Annotated in this window: 26 protein-coding genes; 7 read left to right on the forward strand and 19 right to left on the reverse strand. The window is 36.8% G+C overall.

All coding sequences use genetic code 11. From position 1 onward, the window contains the following. Nucleotides 1–102: 102 nt before the first annotated feature. Nucleotides 103–1,575: an aminotransferase class I/II-fold pyridoxal phosphate-dependent enzyme gene (locus tag AB7942_RS01435; RefSeq protein WP_369445529.1), complete on the forward strand. Its 1,473-nt coding sequence runs from the start codon at nt 103–105 to the stop codon at nt 1,573–1,575. Between the two features lie 57 nt (nt 1,576–1,632). Here AB7942_RS01435 and AB7942_RS01440 read toward each other — a convergent pair whose 3' ends face one another. Together AB7942_RS01440 and AB7942_RS01445 are read right to left on the reverse strand one after the other, a co-directional pair. Continuing rightward, nucleotides 1,633–1,755, reverse strand: coding sequence for a GapA-binding peptide SR1P (locus AB7942_RS01440; protein ID WP_335719146.1), 123 nt, complete (start codon nt 1,753–1,755; stop codon nt 1,633–1,635). A 162-nt stretch (nt 1,756–1,917) separates the two neighbouring features. Then, nucleotides 1,918–2,217, reverse strand: a complete 300-nt coding sequence (locus tag AB7942_RS01445) for a DUF3055 domain-containing protein (protein WP_088086245.1) — start codon at nt 2,215–2,217, stop codon at nt 1,918–1,920. 165 nt (nt 2,218–2,382) lie between these two features. Between AB7942_RS01445 and AB7942_RS01450 the strand changes: the two genes are divergently transcribed. After that, nucleotides 2,383–2,817, forward strand: coding sequence for a DUF1885 family protein (locus tag AB7942_RS01450; protein WP_179195750.1), 435 nt, complete (start codon nt 2,383–2,385; stop codon nt 2,815–2,817). A gap of 764 nt (nt 2,818–3,581) precedes the next feature. Here AB7942_RS01450 and lpdA read toward each other — a convergent pair. From lpdA to AB7942_RS01475, 5 genes are all read right to left on the reverse strand, one after another. Then, entirely contained in the window at nt 3,582–4,997 is a 1,416-nt protein-coding gene (lpdA, locus tag AB7942_RS01455; RefSeq protein ID WP_369445530.1) for a dihydrolipoyl dehydrogenase, read from the reverse strand. A 4-nt stretch (nt 4,998–5,001) separates the two neighbouring features. Further along, entirely contained in the window at nt 5,002–6,342 is a 1,341-nt protein-coding gene (locus AB7942_RS01460) for a dihydrolipoamide acetyltransferase family protein (RefSeq protein WP_369445531.1), read from the reverse strand. 78 nt (nt 6,343–6,420) lie between these two features. Beyond that, a complete protein-coding gene (locus AB7942_RS01465) occupies nt 6,421–7,398 on the reverse strand; it encodes an alpha-ketoacid dehydrogenase subunit beta (RefSeq protein ID WP_088086240.1) in 978 nt (325 codons plus the stop codon). Nucleotides 7,399–7,401: 3 nt separating this feature from the next. After that, on the reverse strand, nt 7,402–8,517 hold the full coding sequence (gene pdhA, locus AB7942_RS01470) for a pyruvate dehydrogenase (acetyl-transferring) E1 component subunit alpha (RefSeq protein ID WP_088086239.1): 1,116 nt from the start codon (nt 8,515–8,517) through the stop codon (nt 7,402–7,404). Between the two features lie 500 nt (nt 8,518–9,017). Beyond that, on the reverse strand, nt 9,018–9,680 hold the full coding sequence (locus tag AB7942_RS01475) for a YkyA family protein (RefSeq protein WP_369445532.1): 663 nt from the start codon (nt 9,678–9,680) through the stop codon (nt 9,018–9,020). A 183-nt stretch (nt 9,681–9,863) separates the two neighbouring features. Between AB7942_RS01475 and def the strand changes: the two genes are divergently transcribed. Further along, nucleotides 9,864–10,418: a peptide deformylase gene (gene def, locus AB7942_RS01480; RefSeq protein ID WP_335713543.1), complete on the forward strand. Its 555-nt coding sequence runs from the start codon at nt 9,864–9,866 to the stop codon at nt 10,416–10,418. A 73-nt stretch (nt 10,419–10,491) separates the two neighbouring features. On the opposite strand, the gene AB7942_RS01485 is transcribed toward def, so the two are convergent. Then, on the reverse strand, nt 10,492–11,262 hold the full coding sequence (locus AB7942_RS01485; RefSeq protein WP_369445533.1) for a Cof-type HAD-IIB family hydrolase: 771 nt from the start codon (nt 11,260–11,262) through the stop codon (nt 10,492–10,494). A gap of 523 nt (nt 11,263–11,785) precedes the next feature. On the opposite strand from AB7942_RS01485, the gene AB7942_RS01490 reads away from it, so the two are divergent. Together AB7942_RS01490 and rnjA are read left to right on the forward strand one after the other, a co-directional pair. Further along, nucleotides 11,786–11,995, forward strand: coding sequence for a DNA-dependent RNA polymerase subunit epsilon (locus AB7942_RS01490; protein ID WP_088086236.1), 210 nt, complete (start codon nt 11,786–11,788; stop codon nt 11,993–11,995). Between the two features lie 6 nt (nt 11,996–12,001). After that, nucleotides 12,002–13,669: a ribonuclease J1 gene (rnjA, locus tag AB7942_RS01495; protein ID WP_369445534.1), complete on the forward strand. Its 1,668-nt coding sequence runs from the start codon at nt 12,002–12,004 to the stop codon at nt 13,667–13,669. An 80-nt stretch (nt 13,670–13,749) separates the two neighbouring features. On the opposite strand, the gene AB7942_RS01500 is transcribed toward rnjA, so the two are convergent. From AB7942_RS01500 to AB7942_RS01550, 11 genes are all read right to left on the reverse strand, one after another. After that, a complete protein-coding gene (locus AB7942_RS01500; RefSeq protein WP_098933084.1) occupies nt 13,750–14,409 on the reverse strand; it encodes a potassium channel family protein in 660 nt (219 codons plus the stop codon). Between the two features lie 88 nt (nt 14,410–14,497). Beyond that, nucleotides 14,498–15,412, reverse strand: a complete 915-nt coding sequence (locus AB7942_RS01505) for a DUF4349 domain-containing protein (protein WP_369445535.1) — start codon at nt 15,410–15,412, stop codon at nt 14,498–14,500. A gap of 138 nt (nt 15,413–15,550) precedes the next feature. Then, the gene (locus tag AB7942_RS01510) at nt 15,551–16,006 is read right to left on the reverse strand and encodes a TlpA disulfide reductase family protein (RefSeq protein ID WP_088086232.1); all 456 of its coding nucleotides are present in this window, start codon (nt 16,004–16,006) and stop codon (nt 15,551–15,553) included. 64 nt (nt 16,007–16,070) lie between these two features. Beyond that, nucleotides 16,071–16,619: a peroxiredoxin gene (locus AB7942_RS01515; RefSeq protein ID WP_168242649.1), complete on the reverse strand. Its 549-nt coding sequence runs from the start codon at nt 16,617–16,619 to the stop codon at nt 16,071–16,073. Between the two features lie 271 nt (nt 16,620–16,890). Next, the gene (locus AB7942_RS01520) at nt 16,891–18,024 is read right to left on the reverse strand and encodes an N-acetyldiaminopimelate deacetylase (protein ID WP_369445536.1); all 1,134 of its coding nucleotides are present in this window, start codon (nt 18,022–18,024) and stop codon (nt 16,891–16,893) included. A gap of 122 nt (nt 18,025–18,146) precedes the next feature. Further along, entirely contained in the window at nt 18,147–18,857 is a 711-nt protein-coding gene (gene dapD / locus AB7942_RS01525; RefSeq protein ID WP_088086229.1) for a 2,3,4,5-tetrahydropyridine-2,6-dicarboxylate N-acetyltransferase, read from the reverse strand. 73 nt (nt 18,858–18,930) lie between these two features. Further along, a complete protein-coding gene (locus AB7942_RS01530; protein ID WP_369445537.1) occupies nt 18,931–19,818 on the reverse strand; it encodes a transcriptional regulator CcpC in 888 nt (295 codons plus the stop codon). Nucleotides 19,819–19,851: 33 nt separating this feature from the next. Continuing rightward, nucleotides 19,852–21,363 carry an MDR family MFS transporter gene (locus tag AB7942_RS01535; RefSeq protein WP_369445538.1) on the reverse strand — a complete coding sequence of 504 codons (1,512 nt, stop codon included), beginning with the start codon at nt 21,361–21,363 and terminating at the stop codon, nt 19,852–19,854. Between the two features lie 55 nt (nt 21,364–21,418). Further along, entirely contained in the window at nt 21,419–21,862 is a 444-nt protein-coding gene (gene cbpB / locus AB7942_RS01540; RefSeq protein ID WP_335711774.1) for a cyclic-di-AMP-binding protein CbpB, read from the reverse strand. Between the two features lie 150 nt (nt 21,863–22,012). Then, nucleotides 22,013–22,249, reverse strand: coding sequence for a YkuJ family protein (locus AB7942_RS01545; protein ID WP_066252435.1), 237 nt, complete (start codon nt 22,247–22,249; stop codon nt 22,013–22,015). A gap of 230 nt (nt 22,250–22,479) precedes the next feature. Continuing rightward, nucleotides 22,480–23,691: an EAL domain-containing protein gene (locus AB7942_RS01550; RefSeq protein WP_088086225.1), complete on the reverse strand. Its 1,212-nt coding sequence runs from the start codon at nt 23,689–23,691 to the stop codon at nt 22,480–22,482. 139 nt (nt 23,692–23,830) lie between these two features. On the opposite strand from AB7942_RS01550, the gene AB7942_RS01555 reads away from it, so the two are divergent. Further along, complete coding sequence (locus tag AB7942_RS01555) at nt 23,831–24,676, forward strand: C39 family peptidase (RefSeq protein ID WP_369445539.1); 846 nt, start codon at nt 23,831–23,833, stop codon at nt 24,674–24,676. A gap of 163 nt (nt 24,677–24,839) precedes the next feature. Next, nucleotides 24,840–25,712, forward strand: coding sequence for a metallophosphoesterase (locus AB7942_RS01560; protein WP_369445540.1), 873 nt, complete (start codon nt 24,840–24,842; stop codon nt 25,710–25,712). Nucleotides 25,713–25,850: the final 138 nt, after the last annotated feature.

The following is a 25,850-nucleotide window of genomic DNA, read 5'->3' on the forward strand; positions in this document are numbered from 1 at the left end:
TTATTTCTTTGCAATGAAAGGTATTAGTGCTATAATTCCTTTGTTTTTATGTTTTTGGATGACATTATTAGAGTATTTTTTATAAAGAGGTGTGGTTATAAATTGTCTCAAAATCAAACACCGCTATTTAGCGGTTTATTAGCACATGCGAAAAAGAACCCAATTCAATTTCATATTCCTGGTCATAAAAAAGGAGCTGGGATTGACCCTGAGTTTCGAAACTTTATCGGTGATAACGCCCTGTCTATTGACCTAATTAATATTGGTCCACTAGATGACCTTCATCAGCCAAAAGGAATCATTAAGCAGGCTCAGGATTTAGCAGCTGAGGCCTTCGGAGCTGATCGAACATTTTTTTCAGTACAAGGAACAAGCGGAGCAATCATTGCCATGATTATGGCTGTTTGTGGTCCAGATGATAAAATTATCGTTCCAAGAAATGTTCATAAGTCAATTATGTCTGCTATTGTCTTTTCTGGTGCCATCCCTGTATTTATCCAGCCTGAGATTGATAAGGAATTAGGAATTTCTCACGGAATAACACCCGATGCAGTAGGAAGGGCTCTAGAGCAACATCCAGACGCCAAAGCTGTTTTAGTAATCAACCCAACATATTTTGGCATCTCCGGAGATTTAAAAAAGATTGTTGAAATTTCTCATTCCTATCATATTCCTGTTCTAGTTGACGAAGCCCATGGTGTTCATATTCATTTCCATGATGACCTTCCACTTTCAGCTATGCAAGCCGGTGCAGATATGGCGGCTACTAGTGTCCACAAACTAGGTGGATCGATGACCCAAAGCTCGATTCTAAATGTGAAAGAAGGACTTGTTTCCGCAAAACATGTTCAGTCGATTCTAAGCATGCTTACTACTACCTCCACTTCGTATTTATTACTTGCATCACTTGATGTCGCACGGAAGCAATTGGCTACGAAAGGAAGGGATTTGATCGATAAAACCATCAATTTAGCGCAATCCATGCGGAAAAGAATTAATGAGATTGAAAATCTGCATTGTATCGGTGAGGAAATTCTAGGGTCAGAAGCTACCTTTGATTATGATCCAACCAAGCTTATCATTTCGGTTAAAGAACTAGGATTAACTGGATACGATGTTGAAAAATGGTTAAGAGAAAAACACAATATTGAAGTGGAACTTTCTGATCTTTATAACATTCTTTGTATCATCACGCTTGGAGACACAGATGTGGAAGCCGACTTGTTAATTAATGCCTTAAAAGAATTGGCAGACGAGTGTGAACATCGCACCGAAAGAATTGAACCTGTTGAAGTTCTTCTTCCTGAAATTCCTGTCCTTGCCTTAACACCAAGAGATGCGTTTTATTCTGAAACAGAAGTTATTCCTTTTGAAGAATCTGAAGGAAGAATTATTGCAGAATTTATTATGGTATACCCACCCGGTATCCCAATTTTTATTCCTGGTGAGATTATTACTAAGGAAAACCTCCATTACATTCGAAAAAACCTTGAGGCAGGTTTACCTGTACAAGGTCCAGAAGATGATGAAATTAAGTCAATCCTTGTCATTAAAGAGTACAAGGCAATAAAATAAAACAACAAAAATACAGGATTCCGATATCGGAATCCTGTTTTAATTTATGTTTAGTTATTATAAATCTTCCTCTGTATGATGATCCACGCAACAATTGCATTTAGAATAAAGCACCGTTACCTTTTCATCTTCAAAATGATCAATAGTAGAGTTACAAGTTTGACATACTAAAGTACCCATTTGTTCAACCCCCTTTTCATCATTGAATAATCACAAAACGAAGTATTTATATATCATTAATGTAATAATAATATATCACATTAGAAATATCAAGCCTAAATTGTATGTCACATTTAAAAAAATAATAAAAAAAAAGACCCTATAGGGCCTTCTTTTGATAAATTATTCGTACTGAGTCTCAAACGGGATGGTTGGTAGTGTTTCGCTGAAAAACTCAGCTAAATCTGCTGCTTGCTGTTGATCAGGGATACGGAATACGGTTTGAAGGTAATCAATATCTTCGATGTCTTTTGGGTCGAGGAGAGTGGAACGGCCAGTCTGCATGCAGACAACTAGAGGTTTTCCGAAAAACATGCTGGTGTAAATTATGCCGAAATCATAACGGGTATGTTCCGTTGTAAATCCAATAAACCTTACCTTCGCATTTTCATGTTCATCATAGAGCTTATCAAATAATTCCATAAGGCTCCTCCTTTTTTCTGAGAATGTTTAGAATATTATTATAATTCATTTTTACTAAAGAAACAAGAATACTTCTACTTTTATTTAAAGCTATAGTTGTCATAAGATTTTATTAAATGCTAGAATAGAGGGGCATATATAATGGACTAATAGGGGGGAATGATGATGGCTGTTAATGCATATATTAAGCTAGTGCCTTCATCTGCTAAACAAACAGTAACAATTGAAGAAGTTAAAGAATTATTTCATGAGTATAAAAATAACACTACAAAAACTGGTAATCAAATAGGTTGGCAATATGGAGAGTCAGCTTTTCCCTATGTAATTAAAGAAACAGCAGAAGCGGACGGAAAATGGTTCTATTTACACTCAAACGATGACCGCTACTATGCCATTTTATTAGGTGTAGACCGGGAAACTATTCTAAATGAAGAAGGACAAGAACTAGAACAAACATACATACAAGTGACATTACCCGAACAATCTACCTATGGAGATAAGGGTAAAGCAAATGAATTTTGTAAATACCTTGCGAAAAAGCTGCAAGGGGAACTCCACCTTTTTAATGAGAGAATCATGTATTATTATCCTCGTAAATAAAAAAAGCTCCTGTTGGGGCTGCTCAGATTGTCGAGAAAGGTTCATTTTCTCGACAATTTTTCATTTTGTCTGATCCAAAATCCCGATTTTTATTAATTAATTGTCCCTGCTAACTGCCCTGTTGATTGGAGCGAAGCGACGAGGAGGCTCCCCGGCACGCCCGCGAACCGTACGCGCCTGGAGCGCAAATCAACAGACAAGTTGAAAATCCTATTAATCAATGTGATCCTAACAAATTAATGCGGTGTATTATTAAAGAAAGAGAATAAAATAAAAGGGCTATCGAAAGTTTTTCGACAGCAAGAAGAGCTCCTTCAGGGGCTTTTTTTAGTGAATAAACAATTCCATGGTATAGTGAATCGAAGTATATATAACAAGGCTTAAAGTAGTGATAAAAAGCGTTTTACGCACTGATTTTGTGACCTGGTTTCCTATTAAAAATGCTAAATAAAAGAACACAAAAAACATAATGACTTTATAAATTAGCTGGTCATGCTTTGATAACCATTCAATAAATGTATATCCGCTCCAAATGATAAATTGCAGTATCACCACAATATAGACCCTCATATTTATCACCACTCTTAATACATTCACTTCTTTTCAGAATGCTCGTTCTTAAGTATATGTTCTAAAAGCGAGAGATATATTTTGTTTTTAAGTTGACAAGGATTTTTTTGCTTTTATCTTTGTATAAATACAATTCGGTAAAAATAGTAAAAGTCCTTTCCGTTAGTTAACGAAAAGGACTATATATTTATGAATTATTTCATAATGTGGATTGGGCTTCCTAAGGCAACTTCCGCCGCTTCCATTGTGATTTCTCCAAGTGTTGGATGAGCATGAATAGTCATGGCAAGATCTTCAGCAGTCATTCCAGCTTCAATCGCAAGTCCCAATTCTGCAATCATATCTGATGCATTTGTTCCGGCAATCTGCGCCCCGATGACAAGTCCATCCTCTTTACGAGTAATTAATTTCATGAATCCATCACCACTGTCGAGTGATAATGCACGACCATTAGCTGCAAATGGGAATTTAGCCGCATTTACAACAATTCCTTCTTCTTTTGCTTGGGCTTCTGTATATCCAACTGAAGCTAATTCAGGATCAGAGAAGACAACAGCAGGAATACCTAAGTAATCAATTTCAGACGTGTGACCAGCAATTGCCTCTGCGGCAATTTTAGCTTCATATGAAGCTTTATGTGCCAATTGAGGGCCAGCAACTACATCACCAATAGCATAAATATTGCTAAGATTTGTGCGACATTGTTTATCGATTTCAACTAGTCCACGCTCAGTTAATTTAACACCAACTTGTTCTAAGCCCATTTCATCTGTGTTAGGACGTCGTCCGACCATTACAAAAACGTAATCAGCTTCGATTTTCTTTTCTTCGCCTTTTGTTTCAAACGTTACTACCACGCCATTTTCAGTTTCTTCAACGCCCTTGGCAAACGCCTTTGTAAAGAAGTCTGCACCTTTTTTCTTCATGCTTCGTTTTACGAGAGCAGCCATTTGCTTATCAAAAACACCAAGACCTAATATTTCTTCTGCACCTTCTAAAATGGTAACCTGACTGCCAAAGTTTGCATATGCACCGCCAAGCTCAATCCCGATTACTCCGCCGCCAATAACGACGATTTTTTCAGGAATTTCATTTAAGTTAAGTGCCCCAGTAGAATTCAAAACACGTTTTGAATATTTAAAGGCAGGCAACTCAATCGGACGGGATCCAGTAGCAATAATAGCATTTTTAAAGGTATAAGTTTGAGCTGAATTTTCATCCATTACACGCAGCGTATTGGCATCAACAAAATATGCTTCACCACGGACAATGTTTACTTTGTTTCCTTTTAATAATCCTTCAACGCCGCCAGTTAATTTATTTACAATTCCTGATTTAAACTCTTGAACTTTTGTGAAATCCACTTTTACATTTTCAGCAGTAATCCCGAAGGATTCAGAATGCATCGCTGTTTCATAGCGGTGACCTGCTGAAATTAGTGCTTTAGAAGGGATACATCCAACATTTAAACAAACGCCGCCAACATATTCTTTTTCAACAATTGTTACTTTTTGTCCCAACTGCGCTGCACGAATAGCTGCAACATATCCCCCTGGGCCTGCTCCGATGACTATAGTATCTGTTTCAATTGGGAAATCTCCAACGACCATTATATTACGCCTCCATTAACAATAGTTCTGGATCGTTCAATAAACGTTTAATATGATTTAATGCATTTTGTGCTGTTGCACCGTCAATCATGCGGTGGTCAAAACTTAATGAAAGTGCTAAAACCGGTGCAGCAACAATTTCACCGTTTCTAACGATTGGTTTTTCTGCAATCCGGCCAACGCCCAAAATTGCTACTTCAGGATGGTTAATAACTGGTGTAAACCATTGCCCGCCAGCTGAACCGATGTTTGAAATTGTACAAGATGCGCCCTTCATTTCGTTAGGTGCAAGTTTGCCGTCACGTGCTTTTACAGCTAATTCATTAATTTCATTTGAAATTGAGAATACTGACTTACGGTCTGCATCTTTTACTACAGGAACCATCAAGCCTTTTTCTGTGTCTGCTGCAATTCCAATATTATAATAATGTTTATGAATGATTTCACTAGTAGCATCATCAAGTGAAGTGTTTAAAGCTGGGAATTCGCGTAATGCACTTGTTAATGCTTTAACGATGTATGGTAAGAAGGTAAGCTTAATGCCTTTAGCAGCTGCCACTTCTTTGAATTTCTTCCGGTGTGTAACAAGTTTAGTTACATCGATTTCATCCATTAATGTAACGTGAGGAGCAGTGTGTTTGGAATTAACCATTGCTTTAGCAATTGCCTTCCTGATCCCACTCATTTTTTCGCGAGTTTCTGGATATTCACCTTGTGGAATAGCCACGGCTGTTGCTTGCGGTGCCTCCACTTTAGCTGTTTCAACTTCTACAGCTACATTTGTCGCAGCTTGTGGTGCAGGTGCTGCTCCACCGCTTACAAATAGATCGATATCACCCTTCAGTATCCGTCCATTATTTCCTGTTCCAGCTATTAAATTGATACTAATACCTTTTTCGCGGGCATATTTACGAACAGATGGCATAGCAATAATCCGACGATTTGGATCAACATCTGCTTGTGGTGCCACTGCTACTGCAGCTGCTGCAGCTGGTTGTGGTGCTGCATCTTGTTTAACCTCAGGTGCTGGAGCTGATACTGCTGCTTTTTCTTCTTGTTTCGGTTCATCAGCATGTTCATCGCCTTTAAATTGTAGGTTTTCGTACCCTGGGGCATCAAAAGTGACTAAAACCTGTCCAACTGTAGCGACAGTTCCTTCTCCAACTAGTACTTCAAGAACTGTCCCTTCAACTGGGGACGGAATTTCTACCACTGCTTTATCATTTTGAATCTCGCAAAGTACATCATCTTCTTGAATTTTGTCGCCTGGCTTTACAAACCATTTAACAATTTCGCCTTCATGAATACCTTCACCGATGTCAGGCATTTTAAATTGAAATGACACTAGGATTCATCCTCCTAAATTACATGTATTTTTGAGCATCGAAATTATAGTAATTAGAGCGGCCAATTACATATTTAATTAAAATGTTAAAACTTTTTTAGCTGTTTCAATTACATCCTTATAATTCGGCAGCCATGAAGCTTCCGCTTGCGGGAATGCAAAAACGGTATCAGGTGCAGCCACACGCAATACAGGTGCTTCTAAGCTTAAAATTGCGCGGTCGTTAATTTCAGCAACAACGTTTGCAGCAATTCCTGCTTGTTTTTGAGCTTCTTGAACAACGATCGCACGACCTGTTTTTTCAACTGAAGCAATAATCGTTTCAATATCGATAGGACTTACTGTTCTTAAGTCAATAACTTCTGCAGAATGACCTTCTTTTTCTAGTTCCTCTGCGGCTTTTAATGACTCGTGAACCATTGCTCCATAAGTAACGATAGTAATATCAGTTCCTTCACGTTTTACTTCGGCTTTTCCTAGTGGAATTGTATATTCCCCTTCTGGAACTTCCTGACGGAACGAACGGTATAACTTCATATGCTCAAGGAAAATAACTGGGTCATTATCACGGATTGATGAAATGAGAAGTCCTTTAGCATCATATGGAGTTGATGGAATAACGACCTTTAAGCCAGGCTGTTGTGCCATAAGTCCTTCTAAACTGTCTGCGTGCATATCAGGTGTATGTACGCCGCCTCCAAATGGCGAACGAAATGTTACTGGAGCATTAAATTTGCCTCCGGTACGATAACGAAGACGAGCTGCCTGACCAGAAATTGAATCCATTACTTCATAAACGAAACCAAAGAATTGAATTTCTGGAACAGGACGGAAGCCTTGTAAACTAAGACCAACCGCTAATCCACCAATTCCAGATTCAGCAAGTGGCGTGTCAAAAACACGATCTTCGCCAAATTCATTTTGCAACCCTTCGGTTGCGCGGAAAACACCACCGTTTACACCCACGTCTTCACCGAAAACTAATACATTCGGATCATTGCTTAATTCCACACGCAATGCATCTGTAATTGCTTGAATCATTGTCATTTGAGCCATGGCTTACTTCGACTCCTTTTCTTTATATATTTCATATTGCTCTTTTAAGTTTTGCGGCATTTCTTCATACATAATTGACATTAAATCAGTAACCTTTTGTTTAGGCGCTGCATCAGCTTTTTTAATTGCTTCTTTAATGTCTTCTTTTGCTTGTTCGATTACTTCATTTTCTTTTTCTTCCGTCCATAGACCCTTGTTTTCAAGGAATTTTCGGAAACGTACTAATGGATCTTTCTTTTCCCACTCATTGTCAAGGTCTGCTGTACGATAACGTGTTGGGTCATCACCAGCCATGGTATGAGGACCATATCTGTAAGTTAATGTTTCAATGAATGTTGGGCCTTCACCGTTAATTGCACGCTCACGTGCATCACGAGTTGCAGCATATACCGCTAAAGGATCCATACCGTCAACTTGAATACCAGGAATACCTGCTGCAACTGCTTTTTGAGCTAGAGTTTTGGCAGCTGTTTGCTTGTCAACAGGAGTTGAGATTGCGAAACGGTTATTTTGAGCAATAAAGATGGCTGGAGCTTTATATGCGCCTGCAAAATTCATTCCTTCATAGAAATCCCCTTGAGATGTACCACCGTCACCTGTATACGTAATTGCAACTGCTTTTACTCCACGTTTTTTCATTCCTAGTGCTACACCAGCTGTCTGAACATACTGTGCACCGATAATGATTTGCGGGATAGCTATATTAACTCCCTCAGGAATTTGTCCACCTTCAAAATGACCTCTGGACCATAAAAAGGCTTGGTATAAAGGTAATCCATGCCAGATAATTTGTGGAACATCACGATATCCCGGTAGGATAAAATCTTCTTTTTCTAATGCAAACTGTGAAGCTAATTGAGATGCCTCTTGTCCTGCAGTGGGAGCGTAGAATCCTAATCTTCCTTGGCGATTTAAAGAGATAGAGCGCTGGTCAAGAATTCGTGAATAAACCATACGGCGCATTAATTCCTGAAGCTGTTCATCTGTAAGGTCTGGCATCGCAGCTTCGTTTACGACTTCACCAACTTCATTAAGAATTTGAAGTGTTTGAAATTGTTCCTCTACAACTTCTAGTGTTTTCTTCGCATCAAGCTTGGCGTTCTGAGTTTTAGAAACCATTTAGGTCACCTCTTCCTTTCAATTCAAAACTTAATTTTTTTAAATATTATCCACTAAGTTAGAATACCCAAAAACTTAAGAATAAAAGACAGATGGACAATGTCATCCATTTTTCTTTATCATTTGGATAAACTCTTGATATTACACTCGATTTTGGTAAGGATTGTACATGAAACATACTTTCAAATAGTTTTTCACATAAACAAAAAGTTAAAACAAAATATCTTTCACCTTACCATCATCTTATTCTGTACCACTATTTTATGTAACATCATTGATACAATTAATTAATACTTTTTAAGTTTACATCATTAGTTTTTGCACGTCAAATTCTATGTTTTAATATTTTTCACCACGTTCATATTGCTAATATTATAAACATTTTTTTCTTCTGTATTACTTTTTTTCAACATCTGTTATATATAAAACCTCATTTAATTTATTTGTTATAATATACAAAAAATCGGCCTATTCAGCCGATTATTTTGATGAGATAATATTTATTTGCTTGATTTAAGCCCTGCCTGCTTATAAAATGACAACTTTTTATCATTGTATTGTTCTGTTAACATATTAAATTTTTCATTGGCATTAAAGACTCTATTATACGTTGCATTTAACTTATTTACTTGTGATTCAAGGTCTTCAAGTGGAAGATTTTTATTTTTAAACATTTCGTACAATTCTTTATCATTTTTCAGCGCTTCATTATACTCTAGGTATAACGCTTCATGCGCTTTATATCTTTCCATCATTATCTCATATAGTTCATTAGCTAATTTCGTTAAATCGCGATCTTCTAATTTATCCTTAATATCCCTGGCCTTTATGAATTCTTTCTGGGATTCTTTAATGCTGTTCGTTTCTTTCTCCATCAGCGCTTTTCTTTCATCAGCTAATAATATTGCTTCATCTGAAAGTTTTACGATTTGAGCATATTCTTTCATGCCAAGTTTGATAATCTGGTCATAAATTTCTTTTTCTTTTTTTTCATGTGTAACAAGGGGATTCTGTTGTTCCTCAAATTCTTTTTCGGCTGAAACGACTTTTTCTAACACATCATACATTTTTTCGACTGGAGACTTTTCTTTCGTACACCCAGCAAAAATAACAATCAAAACGGATAAACATAAAATCAAACCATACTTTTCTTTTAATGACACATTATAAACCTCCTACCTATTCCAATTCCTACTATATCGACACCTGGTTTGTTTGACAATACAATACCCCATAAAAAAAGAATGCAAATCAGTTACCTGAATCAAATATTAACTTTTTATCAATTGTCTGATAGACTATTTATTATTAATAATTTTAGTTTAAGCACAGGAGTGAGTGGAATCATGATTACGATGGAAGATATCATTCGAGATGGTCATCCTTCCCTTAGAAAAGTGGCTGCAGAAGTATCCATGCCGCCATCAGAAGAGGATAAACAAATATTATTTAGCTTATTAGAATATGTAATTAATAGTCAAAATCCTGAAAAGTCGGTACAATTTGGTTTACGCCCTGGAATAGGATTGGCTGCCCCACAAATAAATGTTCTAAAACGGATGATAGCCGTGCATCTTACTGATGACACAGGCACTCTTTATAGTTACGCATTATTTAATCCTAAAATTATCAGCCATTCTGTTGAAAAGTCGTATTTACAAGCTGGTGAAGGCTGCCTTTCAGTAGATAGTGCCATTCCAGGATACGTCCCTAGATATGCAAGGATTACTGTAAAGGGAACAAACCTTAACGGTGAAGAAGTGAAACTACGATTAAAGGGACTTCCTTCTATCTGCTTTCAACACGAAATCGATCATTTAAATGGTGTTATGTTTTATGATTATATCAATCATGAAGACCCGTTAAAACCAATCCAAGGTGCCATAGCTATCGAAAGGTAATCAAACAGGAGCTACATTGATTTTGGGCTTCAGATGTATAAAGAACCGGCCCTTACTTGGGTCGGTTCATAATTTATATTAGCTGTAGTTCCTTTAACCCATTCCAGATACCATCTTCGGAAACATCGCTTGTAATAAGATCTGCAAGTTCTCTGGCTTCAGGGACACCATTTCCCATGGCAACGCCTGTTCCAACTGCCTTCAACATTTCTAAATCATTTAAACCATCTCCGAATGCATAAACATCCTTCAGCTCAAACCCCAAACGTTCGATCATTTTTTTTATTCCTTCTGCTTTTGAACCACCCTTTGGTAAAACATCGACAGAAAATGGATGCCATCTGATAAAATCAAATTGGGGATAGTCAGAGAAATATAAACTTTCATCTTTATTTTCACAAAAAAGTAGGCTTTGATACATTTTTCGATTGACATAAAAAGAATCATCTTCCTCAGGATGAGGGAAATTTAGGCTCCCCATGCTTTTTTCAACAAATGGATGATGCTTAACACTTGCCTTCATTGTTTTTTCATTCATAAACACTAATGGATGATTGTTTGACTTCGTATGGTTAAATAATTTATTTAGCTCATTTTCATTCAAAGGTTTCTCATATATAACTTCATTCTCAAAAACTACAAATTGACCGTTAAAGCTCACATAGGAGTCAATTCCAAGTACATTCCGCAGGCCTTCAAACATAAACGGAGCTCTGCCAGTGGCAATTGCGACAAATACATCATTCTTCTTAAGTAAATTGATGGCTTTTAACGTGCTTTCGGGTAGGTTTTTTTCATGATCGAGCAATGTGCCATCTATGTCAAAAAATACAATTTTCTTCATTTAATATGTACTCCTTTTTGTCGAATCCTCTAAACTGTGAAAATATACTCCCCGCAGTTCTTTATTCTTTAAAACACTAAACTTTATATTAAAAAAAGTCAATTTATAATTTGTCAATGTAATTCCATGTTTAACCATGATTGAATCACCAATTTCATCATATAATATAGTAAAAATACTCTTATTTTAAAAAAACTTCAATAATCTGCCATCGCTTACTTTACTTTGGACAAGGATTGTATAAAATAAGAGGTAAGGAGATGATCCACTATGTTAAAGAAGCTAAGGAAGAAGCTTTTAAAACAGTGGAAAGAATTACTGCGAAAGAAATCCATTGCCTAAATTTTTTTAGGGCCCTTCAAACTTGCGAAGGGCTCCTTCATTATTGTAAATTGTAAAAACAACGATTCTTTTTTACATACTTTTCATATAAGACTGATGGTTTCCAAAGAAAATAAATGAAAAAGATGAAAATGTTTTATATAATAGAAAAAGTTATGATTCAGTTAGGAGCGAAATTGTAATGATATTTAAAGTATATTATCAGGAAAACATCAAAGAAGTACCAGTCAGAGAGAATACAAAAACCCTATTTATTGAGGGAGAATCGGTAAGAGATGTCCGCTCAAAAATTGCCGACCGTGGGTTTAATGTTGAATTTGTTCAAGAAGTTAAAGGAGCTCATTTAAAATATGAACTTCAAAATGAAGACTATAAAGTATTGGAGAAATGATAATTTATGAAATTTGTTAAGAATGATCAAACTGCGGTTTTTGCCCTAGGTGGTTTAGGCGAAATTGGCAAAAACACGTATGCGGTTCAGTTTCAGGATGAAATAATATTAATTGATGCCGGAATAAAATTTCCTGAGGATGAGCTATTAGGTATTGATTATGTTATTCCTGATTATACCTATTTGGTAAAGAATCAAGATAAAATAAAAGGATTATTTGTTACACACGGACACGAAGATCACATTGGCGGTATTCCCTATTTATTACGCGAGATTAATGTTCCAATTTATGGTGGGAAACTCGCTCTTGGATTAATTAAAAATAAACTAGAAGAACACGGCTTATTAAGAAATGCTAAGTTGATAGACATTAAAGAAGACGATATCATCAAATTCCGCAAAACATCGGTTACTTTTTTCCGCACCACCCACAGTATTCCTGATTCTTATGGGATTGTAGTTAAAACTCCGCCAGGTCAAATTGTCCATACTGGAGATTTTAAATTTGATTTTACCCCTGTAGGTGAACCTGCCAATCTAACCAAAATGGCTGAAATAGGTAAAGAAGGCGTTTTATGTTTACTATCAGATAGTACAAATAGTGAAATACCTGAATTCACCATGTCAGAACGTCGGGTAGGCGACAGCATCAATGATATTTTCCGCAAAGTGGACGGGCGTATTATTTTTGCTACCTTTGCATCTAATATCCATAGATTGCAGCAAGTGGTAGAGGCAGCAGTAGAATACGGAAGAAAAGTAGCGGTTTTTGGCCGAAGCATGGAAGCAGCTATCAATATCGGACTTGAATTAGGGTATATTAATGCACCTAAAGAGACTTTTATTGAAGCGAATCAAATAAACCGTCTTCCTGCTGATAAAGTTACGATCCTTTGTACCGGAAGTCAGGGCGAAGCTATGGCTGCTCTTTCAAGAATTGCTAATGGCACACACAGACAAATTCAAATCATTCCTGGTGACACAGTGGTATTTTCATCTTCACCTATTCCAGGGAACACAATTAGTGTGAGTCGAACGATTAATATGCTCTATAGAGCCGGCGCGGAAGTTATTCACGGTAAACTAAGTAATATTCATACTTCTGGTCATGGTGGGCAGGAAGAACAAAAACTAATGCTGCGTTTAATTAAACCAAAGTTCTTTATGCCAATCCACGGTGAATATCGAATGCAAAGAATGCACGCTAAGATCGCGGTTGATTGCGGAGTACAAGAAGAAAATTGTTTTATTATGGACAATGGTGAAGTGTTAGCTCTTTCTGAGGATACTGCTCAGGTTGCTGGAAAGATTCCATCTGGTTCTGTTTATATCGACGGCAGTGGAGTAGGCGATATTGGAAATATTGTCTTACGTGACCGTAGAATTCTTTCTGAGGAAGGATTAGTTGTTGTGGTCGTAAGTATTAATATGAAAGAATTTAAAATTGCTTCAGGACCTGACCTAATTTCTCGAGGATTTGTTTATATGAGAGAATCCGGTGATTTAATTAACGATGCTCAAAATCTAATCACAAAGCACTTAAATAAAGTGATGGAAAGAAAGACAAGCCAATGGTCTGAAATTAAAAATGAAATTACAGATACATTAGCGCCTTTCCTATACGAAAAAACAAAGCGCAGACCAATGATTTTACCAATCATAATGGAAGTGTAAGAATAAATAAAGCGGAAGCGCTTCTAGCGCTTCCGCTTTTCTTATTGTCTAGCGCCAGCGCCTAGGCGCTTCCGCTTTCCTTATTCTAATACTTTTTTTTCAAATCGATTGATGTCTTGGTCGGTTCCAATCACGATTAAAACATCATTAACTTGAAAAGTTTCTTTGGCTTGTGGAGAAACAATAATTTCTTCTCCTCTTTTTATGGCGACAATATTCAAACCATATTTCTTGCGAATATCCAAATCCATAATCGTATGACCACTAAGTTTTCCATTCGCAACAATTTCAACGATACTGTGTTCATCAGATAGTTCAAGATAGTCGACCACATTACTCGAAGCCATATTGTTAGCAATCCGTTTTCCCATGTCTCTTTCTGGGTGAACAACACTATCTGCACCAATTTTCCTCAAAACTTTTTCATGGTAATCGTTTTGAGCCTTAGCTGTAATACGCACTACACCCAATTCCTTAAGAATTAGAGTTGTAAGTATACTTGATTGAATATCATCGCCAATTGCTACAATCACATGATCGAAGTTACGAATCCCAAGGCTTTTCAAAACTGCTTCGTCTGTTGTATCCCCTACAACCGCATGAGAAGCAATCATTGCATATTCATTTACTCGTTCTTCATTTTTATCGATAGCAAGAACTTCCATTCCCTCATCGGTAAGAGTTCGGCAAATACTTCCACCGAATCGACCAAGCCCAATGACTGCGAAACTTTTCTTCATAAATAACTCCCCCGGTAAAATTAAAATCATTATCTTATTATGATTTTAGCATCATTCGTCAGATTTAAATAGAGAGAGCTATCCCTTCTTATTCCTGCCTCTGTCTGGACTTCCTCTTTTTAAGATAGTAAAGTAGTAAAAATACTATAATAAATAATATGGCTAGAACTGGCAGGTTACCAACGATAAAAACAACCAAGCCTGATAAACCAACTAATAACATATTGATGCTGTTCATGAATTGTTTTTTGGTTTTCTCCCAAGTATTTAATTTATCTTTATTAATAGTAGGTACAACTACGCTTTTTTCGTAAAGGGTTATGTTAACTGTCGAAAGGGAGGTTTGGTTTTCTAAAAACTTCATCTTTCCTTCAATGAGTTCAATTTCCTCTTGTACTGATGCTAAATCAGCAGAAATTTTCAATAAATCTTCTGTTTTTACTGCACTTTTCATAAAAGTGAGTAACCGTTCTTCCACCACCTTTTTTGATTTTAATCTGGACTCAAGATCAACATATTCCTCGGTTACATCCTGCCCTGTTATACTTCTTTGCAAAACCTCTGCCGCTTGACTCTCAGCATCATGTAAAAAGGTCTGAAAGTGCTTTTGTGGTATTCTAATTTTAATGCTGCCACTTACCTGCTCGTTGCCCTCTTTTGACACATTGGACTCTGCTATATAGCCCCCATATTTTAATACTTTTTCTTCAAGGATACGGACAGTCTGATCAAATTTCTTTACTCGCAATTGTAGATCAGCTTGATAAATGACCATTTGGTTTTGAATTTTTATATTTTCAGTTACGGAACTTTTTTCAGCCTTTTCTGTTTCACCCGAGTAAAAGTCTGCTTGCTCCCCGCTGTCAGATTCTGCTGTATCCTTAGATACATCATTACTTTCACTCATTTTTGCACTTTTATCTTCGCTGTTGGAACTGCACCCAGTAATAAAAATTAATAGGATAATGAAAAAAATAGAAAACAAACGTTTTGGCTTTTTCAACTTTTGACACCCCTTTTTTCTCTAATGGTTAAAGCTGGGTATATATAAATACCGACGATTAAAAGGAGGCAAGGTTACAGGTTAAAAAAAATAAAAATGCCGCCCGTTGAATATAACGGACAGCACTTAGGTTGTTTTTTATTCTGTTTTTTCCAATTCATCCAACACTCGGTTTACACGCTTCTCGAGCATTTTCATGCCACTTCCGCCTGCTTGGAAATGGCGGAGCTTGCCTTCTTTGTCAAATACATAATAAGCTGGTACATATTGATTTTCAAGGGCTTCTGTCAACTTGTGATCACTGTCGACAAAAATCGGTTGATTGATTCCATGCTCAGCTGCCACTTGTTTAATTTCATCTAGGTTAAGGTCGTTTTCAGAACGCGGCATATGAACAGCAACCACATTTAACTTGTCCTTAAAATCATCCCGGAATTGATTTACCTGAGGCATCGCTTCCTTACAAAGATGGCAGCTTATCGACCAAAAATGAAGCAATGTTGGTTTTTCTCCGATTAGGTCTGCTCTTGTCACTTCACCGTTTAACCATTCAGTTGCCCCAGTTAACTCTGGCATTGGTTCACGTAATTTCATCGATAATCCCCCTATTAAAAAGACCTAACACTTTAAAAGGTTAGGTCTATCTGTTTTGTACAAATTATACATTCAATGTAGCTTGTCCAGGCTTCCAGTTTGCTGGGCAAAGACCGCCAGTTTGTAATGCTTGAAGAACACGTAAAGTTTCATCCACGTCTCGGCCAATATTGTTGTGATTTACAACAGAATACTTTAATTCACCCTCAGGATCGATAATGAATAAACCGCGAAGTGCGATACCTTCTTCTTCAATTAATACTCCATAATCACGAGCTACCACGTGGTTAGTATCTGCAGCAAGAGGATAGTTTAAATCGCCAAGACCATTTTCTTTGCGATCTGTTTTAATCCAAGCAAGATGAGTGTGGATTGTGTCAGTAGAAGCACCAACGATAACTGCATCTAAATCATCAAACTCTTCAAAACGATCGGACATCGCTGTAATTTCAGTTGGACAAACAAATGTAAAGTCCATTGGATAAAAGAACAACACAGTCCATTTATCGTTTTTCATGTTTTCTTCTAAACTTACTTTTTTAAATTCTTTGTTTGGCATTACAGCATCCATTTCAAAGCGTGGTGCTTGTTTACCTACCATACGTTCTGGCATTCAAATCCCTCCAAATAATTAATAAATGAGTATTTATAGCATTTCTCATTTGCTATCCTTTTCACAATTCTAATTATAGGACACATCTTATTTTGAGTCAATGTTAAATTATAATTAATTTAATTAAATACTTATTATTAATTATAACCTTATTTCCCCTTCATAAGTTTTCCCTAATTGTGTGAGAATAATCGACGATATGTAACAATTTCCCTTTTAATTCTCTTTAATTTTATCATGATTGCTAATCAGAACAAAATAAAACGCCTTCTTATTTAAGATTTAATCTATTCCCTAGATTAGAGATATAGCTTGTCATTACTTTAACAGCTACTTCAATCGCACCTTCTTGTGGATTTAATTTTGAATGGTGTAAACCATAGGGCGAATCCACACCCAGCCAAAACATAAGCCCAGGAATCTCTTTAAGCATATACCCAAAGTCTTCTCCCGTCATCGCTTCCTTGCACTCGATTACTTCAACATTTGTTTCGTTTTGAAGATATTTCATAAAATCTCTTGTAATAGATTCAGTATTATAGACTTGATGATACATCGAACCATAATCAATGACAGCTTCACATTCAAAACCTGCCTCGATTCCCTTCACAAGCGCCTCAATGCGATGTTTAACCTTTTTCATCGATTCAGCAGAAAGCGTCCTGATGGTTCCCTCAAGCCTTGCATTTTCAGCAATAATATTTTGAACGGTACCGCCAGTGATTTTTCCAATCGTTATAACCGCACTATCTAAGGGGTCGACATTCCTTGACACAACCGTTTGCAGCTGATTTACCAATGTACATGCTGCGACAACCATATCATTCGTTTCGTGTGGTCTAGCGGCATGCCCCCCCTTACCCTTTAGATCAATAAACAGTTCAGAAGTATTAGCAAATAGTAACCCTTCCTTAAGCGCGATAGTTCCAACAGGATACTCTGGTGCAATATGTAAGGCAAAAATCAGGTCAGGCATCCATTCAAGCATTTCTTCTGATTTTAACATCGGTTCCGCTCCGCCAGGTCCTTCCTCTGCAGGTTGAAAAACAAACAAAAGGTCGTCTGCAATTGGGTTATTCGTAAAATAAGTTAGTACCCCAAGAGCGATGCTCATGTGGAAATCATGCCCACATGCATGCATCTTTTCATCGTGGGTCGATGAGAAAGGTAATCCTGTTTCTTCGCTAATTGGAAGTCCATCGATGTCTGTTCTATAACCAATCGTTTTTTGGGGATTTAAGCCATGAACCTTTACAAACAACCCTGTCTTCCATTTTTTTATCGTGATACGATCTTGTGGTAAAGACTCAAGGTAAGACAATAAATAGGCTTGTGTCTCAAACTCTTGAAATCCTATTTCTGGAATTTGATGAAGGTCACGGCGGATTTTAATCAATGGATTCATTTATTAACTCTCCTTTTAAAAAAGAAGCGTGGATATGCTCCACGCTTTTCTGCTTATACTTAGAGAACTATCTAGCTCCAGCGCCCAGCAGCTAGAGTACTTCGGGCAAAGGAAGCGGGCTTTTAAAGTTGACGAAGTTCTTGCATTATTTCAGTTTTTGACTTCGTTTTTTCATCAATATCTTTAATTTTTCTTGCTGGCATCCCTGCTACAACTGTATAAGGAGCAACATCTTGAGTGACTACTGCACCTGCAGCGACTACTGAACCTGTTCCAACTGTAACCCCTTCAAGAACAACGGCATTCGCTCCAATAAGAACATCATCCTCAATAATAACAGGCTTCGCAGATGGTGGTTCAATAACACCGGCCAAGACAGTTCCCGCCCCAATATGACAATTCTTCCCGACAGTAGCCCTTCCACCTAGAACAACACCCATATCAATCATCGATTTTTCACCAATAACGGCACCGATATTGATAACGGCTCCCATCATAATAACGGCATTATCACCGATTTCCACTTGGTCACGAATAGTAACACCTGGTTCAATTCGGGCATTAATATACTTATTATCTAACAATGGGATTGCAGAATTACGACGGTCATTTTCAACCACTTGATCTTCAATTTTTTCTTTATGTGCTTCTAACACTTCATTAATTTCAGACCATTCACCAAAAATGATACCCGTATTTCCATTAATAAAAGTTTTTGTATTGTTTCCAAAATCAATTCCTGCTAATTCACCTTTTAAATAAACCTTTACAGGTGTAGATTTTTTACTATTTTGAATAAAAGAAATAATTTCATTTGCATCCATCATCTTCATTATTTTACCCCCTATGTATTCGTACTAAAAAATACTTTAACAAACAAAAGAAACGAAAACAAGAAAAACTACCCTAATCTCCTGAAGATTCAGCGATATGCTCCTTAATTAATTCCACAAAGGCTGAAACTTGCTTTAATTGAAAGGCCGATTCATAGCCTAGTAGCCATGTATCACGATTTAGAGGTTCATTATTCTCATTTAAAAGCGGTATTTTGAAAATTTCCTTTTCTGCTTTAGTTAATGTTATGGCGGGCAGGATGGCGTAGCCAATGCCATTGAAAGCCATCTGCTTGCATGTCTCAATTTGATCAACCACAACGGTCCTCTTGGGTGAAGTCTTAAAATTGCGCATCCACCAATCTTGAATTTCTTGGAAATAATTAGAATCACTTTTAAATTGAATGAAGGGGCGGTCCGTATTTAAAACTTGTTCCGGACTGGTAATTTCCCTGTCAACTAAATAAAGAGGATCTTTAAATAAATGAACCTTAATTCCTTTCCAATCGGGTGTACCACGGATAATCCCAATATGAACTTGATCATCATATAAGCATTTTAAAATTTCGCTGCTCCATCCAGTTACTAATGAAATTTTGGCTTGAGGATATCGATCAATAAATTTCTTTAAAACCTGTGGGAGCCAGTTTTGGCCTACAATCGAAGCAACAGCAATCTTCAAAGTACCTGACACACCTGATTGAAGGGAATGAATGGTTTCACGCACCTTTTCTTGCTTAGTTAGTACTTCATTTGCAAATTGGATGACATGCTCACCTGAGGGGGTTAGAGCTAGACCTTTTTGCGAGCGAATAAATAATTTCGTTCCCCAATCTTTTTCGATAGTTTGCAATCGTTGCGAAAGGGCTGGCTGTGAAACAAACAGCCGTTCCGATGCCTTCCGCATATTCATCTCCTGAGCTAAAACGGATAATAATTGAAATTCTGATAATGAGGACAAGATTGTTCCCCTCCTTAAAAAAGCTCTGTGAAGTTACACAGAGCTATCGTTCTTTTTCGGTATAAAAAATATTAACAGTAAACTTATGATTGCCAAGGCGAAGACAACATAATAAACAGAGTGAAGGGAAAAGGTTAGCCCATTCTGCAAGAAACTCCGGACTGATTCAGAGAGATTTTCTCGCTCAGCAGATTTTAAGAGTAAATTGACATCATCTATTGATAAGGAATGATCATTCTCGCTTAAATATTGACTCAACCTGTTATTAAGGATTCCCCCCAGTAATGCTGCACCAATTGTATTTCCAAGATTTCTCATAAACATATTAGATGCAGTTGCGATGCCTCTCTGTTCCCAACCTACCGTACTTTGAATCGAGACAATAAAGGCAGTGGATGTTAAGCCCATCCCTAATCCAACGAAAAAAGAACCCACTGCTGCCCATAAAGGCCCTGATGCGGCTGACATCGTCAAGAAGGCAATGCTGCCAATGATTAACGAGACACCACCGATAATAGATGTTTTTCGATAACCCATCGTTATCAATAACCGTCCCGCAAGTGTGGATGCTATTGGCCAACCAATTGACATAGCTGTCAACGTAAAACCAGCAACAATGGGTGTTTGTTCCATAACACCTTGCACAAATGTAGGTAAAAAGCTCGATATTCCAATTAACATGATTCCCGTAGTAAGCGACGTAGTATTGGCAATAAGAATGGAGCGTTCCTTCCAAATTGAAAATGGCATAACCGGTTCACTAGCGCGTCCTTCCTGAAGTAAAAACCCAACTAATGTGACAGCGCTGAAAGCAAAAAAGCATATTGACTGCCAAGATCCCCATGGAAAGCGACTTCCCCCTTCTACAAGGATAAACATTAACGAAGAAATAGTCATCGTTAACAAAACAGCACCTAAATAATCTATTTGATGTTTTTTCCTTTGGACATTTTCATGTAGAAACAGCCATAGGCCTACTAAAGAAAGAATCCCCAGCGGAATGTTAATCCAGAAAACATAATGCCAACTTACGTATTGGACAAGTAAACCACCGACAGCAGGTCCAGTAATTGCCGAAACACCCCATACACTTGCTAGGTATCCCTGAATTTTAGCCCTTTCTTCTGCAGTATAGATATCGCCAATTATTGTTGTTGCAATCGACGTGACAGCACCTGCTCCAACCCCTTGAATCAAACGAAAAATAATCAACATTTTCATTGATGTGGCGAATCCACAAAGAATGGATCCTAATAAAAAAATTAATATTCCAATCGTAAGAATTGGTTTTCGACCAAATAAGTCAGATAATTTACCATAAATAAGAACGGTTACAGAATTCATTAACAAGTACGCAGAAAATACCCAACTATATAGTGTAAACCCGCCTAAATCAGCGACAATTGCAGGCATTGCGGTTGAAACAATCGTTGCTTCAATCGCCCCCATAAACATCGCTAACATTACGGCGGCTAGAACTAGTGGTTTTTTCGTTTGCCTGCTGTTGGACTTTCCTTCGGATATCTTCTCAGTAGATGTACTCATATTCACACCTCTAACTTAAAAAAAATCAAGCCCCCTTCTTGGGAGCCTAAATGCATCATTTTTCATTTTTTTTTATTATCTTATTTAATTGATTTAATAACGTACTTCTTGGCAAAATTCCTTCGAAGTAACCATCTTCAGTCTCAACACAAAGAAAAGGCTGGTTAACAAGTAATTCAAGGCATTCTTGTATGGATGCAGTAATTTTAACTCGTGGAATAGAGCTTTTCATTACCTCTTCGACTCGTTTTTTCTCAAGTTGTTCAAATTCAATTCTTTCAAGCCCAAGGATAGAATCCATAATTATCGGGGTGCTAATTAACCCATTAAGCTTGTAATGAGGGTCTAAGACCGGTATAGCCGTATACCCGCTTTTAGTTAAAACTAATAAGGCATGTTCGAGATTATTCCCCATTTGGACATGCGCTACCCTTTCGGAAGGGATCATTAATTCTTTTATCGTTAATTTTAAAAATTCACCGTTGGGAAGACTGATCATCGCCGAAAACTCCTCAAAATTTGTTTTTCTACAGTTACATTCTACCATAGTATTCGGGAGTCTGTGCTAATTTTGGTAACGTATAGTTAGAAACCTAAATACAACCTCCGCAATCGTAGACACGAAAAAGAAAGGAACCCAAAAGGTCCCTTATTGAATCAAATCAAAAATTTCAATTGTAATCATATCAACATTATCAAATTGATATCTTTTTGGTTTTTCCTTCTCATTATATACTTCTAATTCAAATGTCTCCGTTTTCGGATGAAATGTTACTTGACACTTTCTATCACCGTTTACCTCGAAATAGCGTTGTGCTGGCTCACCACTATTAGCTTGTTCCTGAAGATTTTTTAATCTTGTTAATATACCTTGAAGCTGTGACATATGCTCCGTCTCCTTTCAAACCCAAAAAAACATCTACAATTATGTTTCTCATTTGGCATTTTTCTATCCGAGTGGATTACTTTCATAATTTTCCAACCGCAATATTTTTATGCCAATATTAAAAGAATAAAATAACGCTGTCCATTTGTCCAAGTAAAAATAAAAAAATAAGGAATTTTTTAATACACTTCCCTAAAAAAGAAGATAAAAGCTAGCAATTTCTGTCTATTTTAAAGTAATTGATCATGTTGGAATAAATATTGGTAGGATATATCGATAAACAAATAATCCTCCCCATTCATTGGGAATGAAAAAGTACGAATCGTTTCCCCAGTATCAATATCACAATATAAATCAGATAAGATTCCTTTTCGTTCATTTCTCATTTTGATAATATTTTCTAAAAAGTAAGGCCGCCAGCTCCAATTTTTTTGAATGTACTCGGATTGAATACTCCAACCCTCTTTTCCTTTAAATATATTGGCAGATTTCTGGAAGCCGTCCTCATCACAAACATACATTCTAAAGGCAATCTGATCCAATTCTTTTATTAGTACTTGAAAAAGGTTTTGATAAGTTGCATTTCTGTTCTTAATCACAATTTCTTGAACTTTTGCTTGAAAAAATTCTGCAGTTGTATAAACTGCTTCTAATTTCTTTTTTTCATATGAGATAAAGTCATGAAACTTCTCTTTTAAGCGATCCTTTAGGAAATCACGTTGAATGAACTCTGCTGCTGGCGGGTGTAAATAATAACCTTGATAATAACGACCGCCATTTTTCCATGCAAACTGCAGTTGGTAACTCATCTCAATATTTTCAAACAAGAGTGTGGCACCTATTTTCCTTGCCAAAAGAGACAACGTAAACAAGACATCGTGATAATTTATACCAGTTGACGTCGATTTTAAGGCCTGTAGGTTAATTTTCAGTATATCTGGTTCAAGTTGTCCTATTCGTTCAAAATAGTTACTTTCACTGTCAATTCTTGCTATCGCTATTTTAATCCCATATGTTCGATAATATTGCAATAAGTGATCAAATTGGTCTAAATCCCCTGTATAATTTCGATCTGAAATTTCTAGAACAATTCGATTTAACATCAAGCCCTTTTTTTCAAATGAGAGGAGCTCTTGTAAAAAAGGTTCACCATGTCCATACATTAATAAATCAGCATTCCGGTTCAGAAAAATACTTACATCCTCATCTAGATCTAATGCTTTTTCAAGTGCCATTTTGACTATTAACAAATCCACTTCATACTTATATTCATCAGGAATTTGATCATCCTGAAAAAAGTTCCCTAAACTAATAATATTCCCTTCTGATTCATATCTCCCCAATACCTCATAAGCAATTATGCGTTGTTCATCGGCACTAATAATCGGTTGAAAATAGGGAAATACATTTTCAAGATCCGATAGTATTTCCAATGCGTCCATCCAAGTACCTCCAAAATTTTTTTCTCATTATACCATACGCTCAATGACGGTTTCTCGTTCTTTTCCAAAAGGATACCATTATAGTCGCTTATAAACAATCATATCCTATACCTACGCTGTTATATAAGGAGGATAAGTATTGAAAAAACTTTGCTTATTAGCTTCGATCCTTCCCATGCTTGGATGCAGCCACTTTAATGCTGATACACATTCTAGCACAGAAAGTAAACAGCCTCTTTCCACGATATCCGTGAAAGAGAATTCTCAATCCACATCATCCGTCGATTTTGAAAATAAACGATTTACAATAAAAGAACTTAATCAACAAGTGATTTACGGAAAAAATGAAGCCAATAAGAGTGATTCGGTTAGTACTACTCCAAAAAAGAATTCTGCTATGCTAAATGTGGTATTAATTAAGCAAAACCCTGAACTTAGATACGGCTGTGAAGTCACAAGCCTAGCAATGGTGCTAAATTTTGCAGGTGTTAAAACAAGTAAAATGGATTTATACCGGTCTATCCGGAAGGATGTTGACCCGCTCATTAGATCTCCAAAGGGAGATATAGTACGTTGGGGAAACCCAGCATATGGTTTTGTTGGGGATATGACAGGCAGAAGAGCAGGGTATGCAGTCTTTGACCAACCGATGATTGCCCTAATCAACCAAAAGCTCCCTGGAAGAGCCATTAATTTAACAAATATGCCCTTTGAACGGGTCTTAGAGCATGTTTCTGCCGGATATCCAGTGGTTGTATGGACAACTGGGGATTACCGTCTTCCAGACCGTTGGGAGGGCTGGTATCACGGGAAACAATACATTAAAACACCGCTTGATCTACATGCTGTCGTCTTAGTTGGTTATGACACGAATTATATCTATTTAAACGATCCACTTTCTGGAAAAAAACAAGTAAGAGTAGGTAAACAACAATTTATTTCTTCTTGGAAAGCATTAAAAAGCCGTGCCGTAAGCTATAAGTAGGAAAAGCAGCCACATTGTTGGCTGCTTTTTATGCATGTTTTATTTTTTATTGAATAAGAAATAACAATGGACCTTTTCACTTGCATTATCGAAAGTTTTTAATGAAAATACAAAGGGACCCTTCTTTTTTTGAAGGTGAATAAAAGATAGGTTGGTTGAAAAAATGGCTAAAAATCAGACGAGGAGAACCTTTCTAAAACGAACATTGGGTTCATTTCTTACCGTTCTCGGATTAAGTTCGGGAGGCTATCTTTATGCCAATCGAATTGAACCCTCATTACTCGATATTCAAGAACATCAAATCAAACATCCACTAATCCCTAACAGCTTTGATGGAATAAAAATGATTCAATTTAGTGATACCCACCTTGGTTTTCAATATAATCTTCATCAATTTAATCAATTAGTTAAAAAAATTAATAGTCTTAAGCCAGACATTATTTTATTTACTGGAGATTTAATGGACGAGCCAAACCAATATACAGAAATTAATAAACTGATGCCTATTTTGAAGAAATTACAGGCTCCGCTTGGAAAATACTGCATTTTTGGTAATCATGATCATGGCGGCTATGGGTCTGATATTTACCGGAATATTATGGAAACAACTGATTTTTCCGTACTTTTGAATGATTCAGCACCAATTAAATTAAGTGATGGAAGCATAATCTATCTGCTTGGGATTGATGATGCGATGTTAGGGAATCCTAATTTACCTTTGACTTTAAAAAATGTTCCTAAAAATTCGTTTAAAATATTATTATCCCATGCACCCGATCTTGCAGAAACAGCTTCATTGTATCCAGTCCAATGGCAGCTAAGTGGTCATAGCCATGGAGGACAGATTAAAATCCCATTTTTAGGGGCTCTTGTGACTCCTCCCTTTGGCCAAATATATCCAGAGGGTCTTTATTCAATCGGCGAGCATAATCCCCTCTCACTATATGTAAATAGAGGAATTGGCACAACACGTCTCCCCTTTCGCTTTATGTCAAAACCTGAATTAACTGTCTTTACTCTAAAATCAGAAAAGTAGAAAACGAAAAAACCTTATCAGCTATAGATAAGGTTTTTTTATACAGCCTAGCATTCTATTCCATCGGTGCTTTCACAAAAAGAGCTTTCTTGAAAAGATCTTATAATATACAAATAATGTTTTTACTTTCTTTTATTT

This window comes from Neobacillus sp. BF23-41, assembly GCF_041106275.1.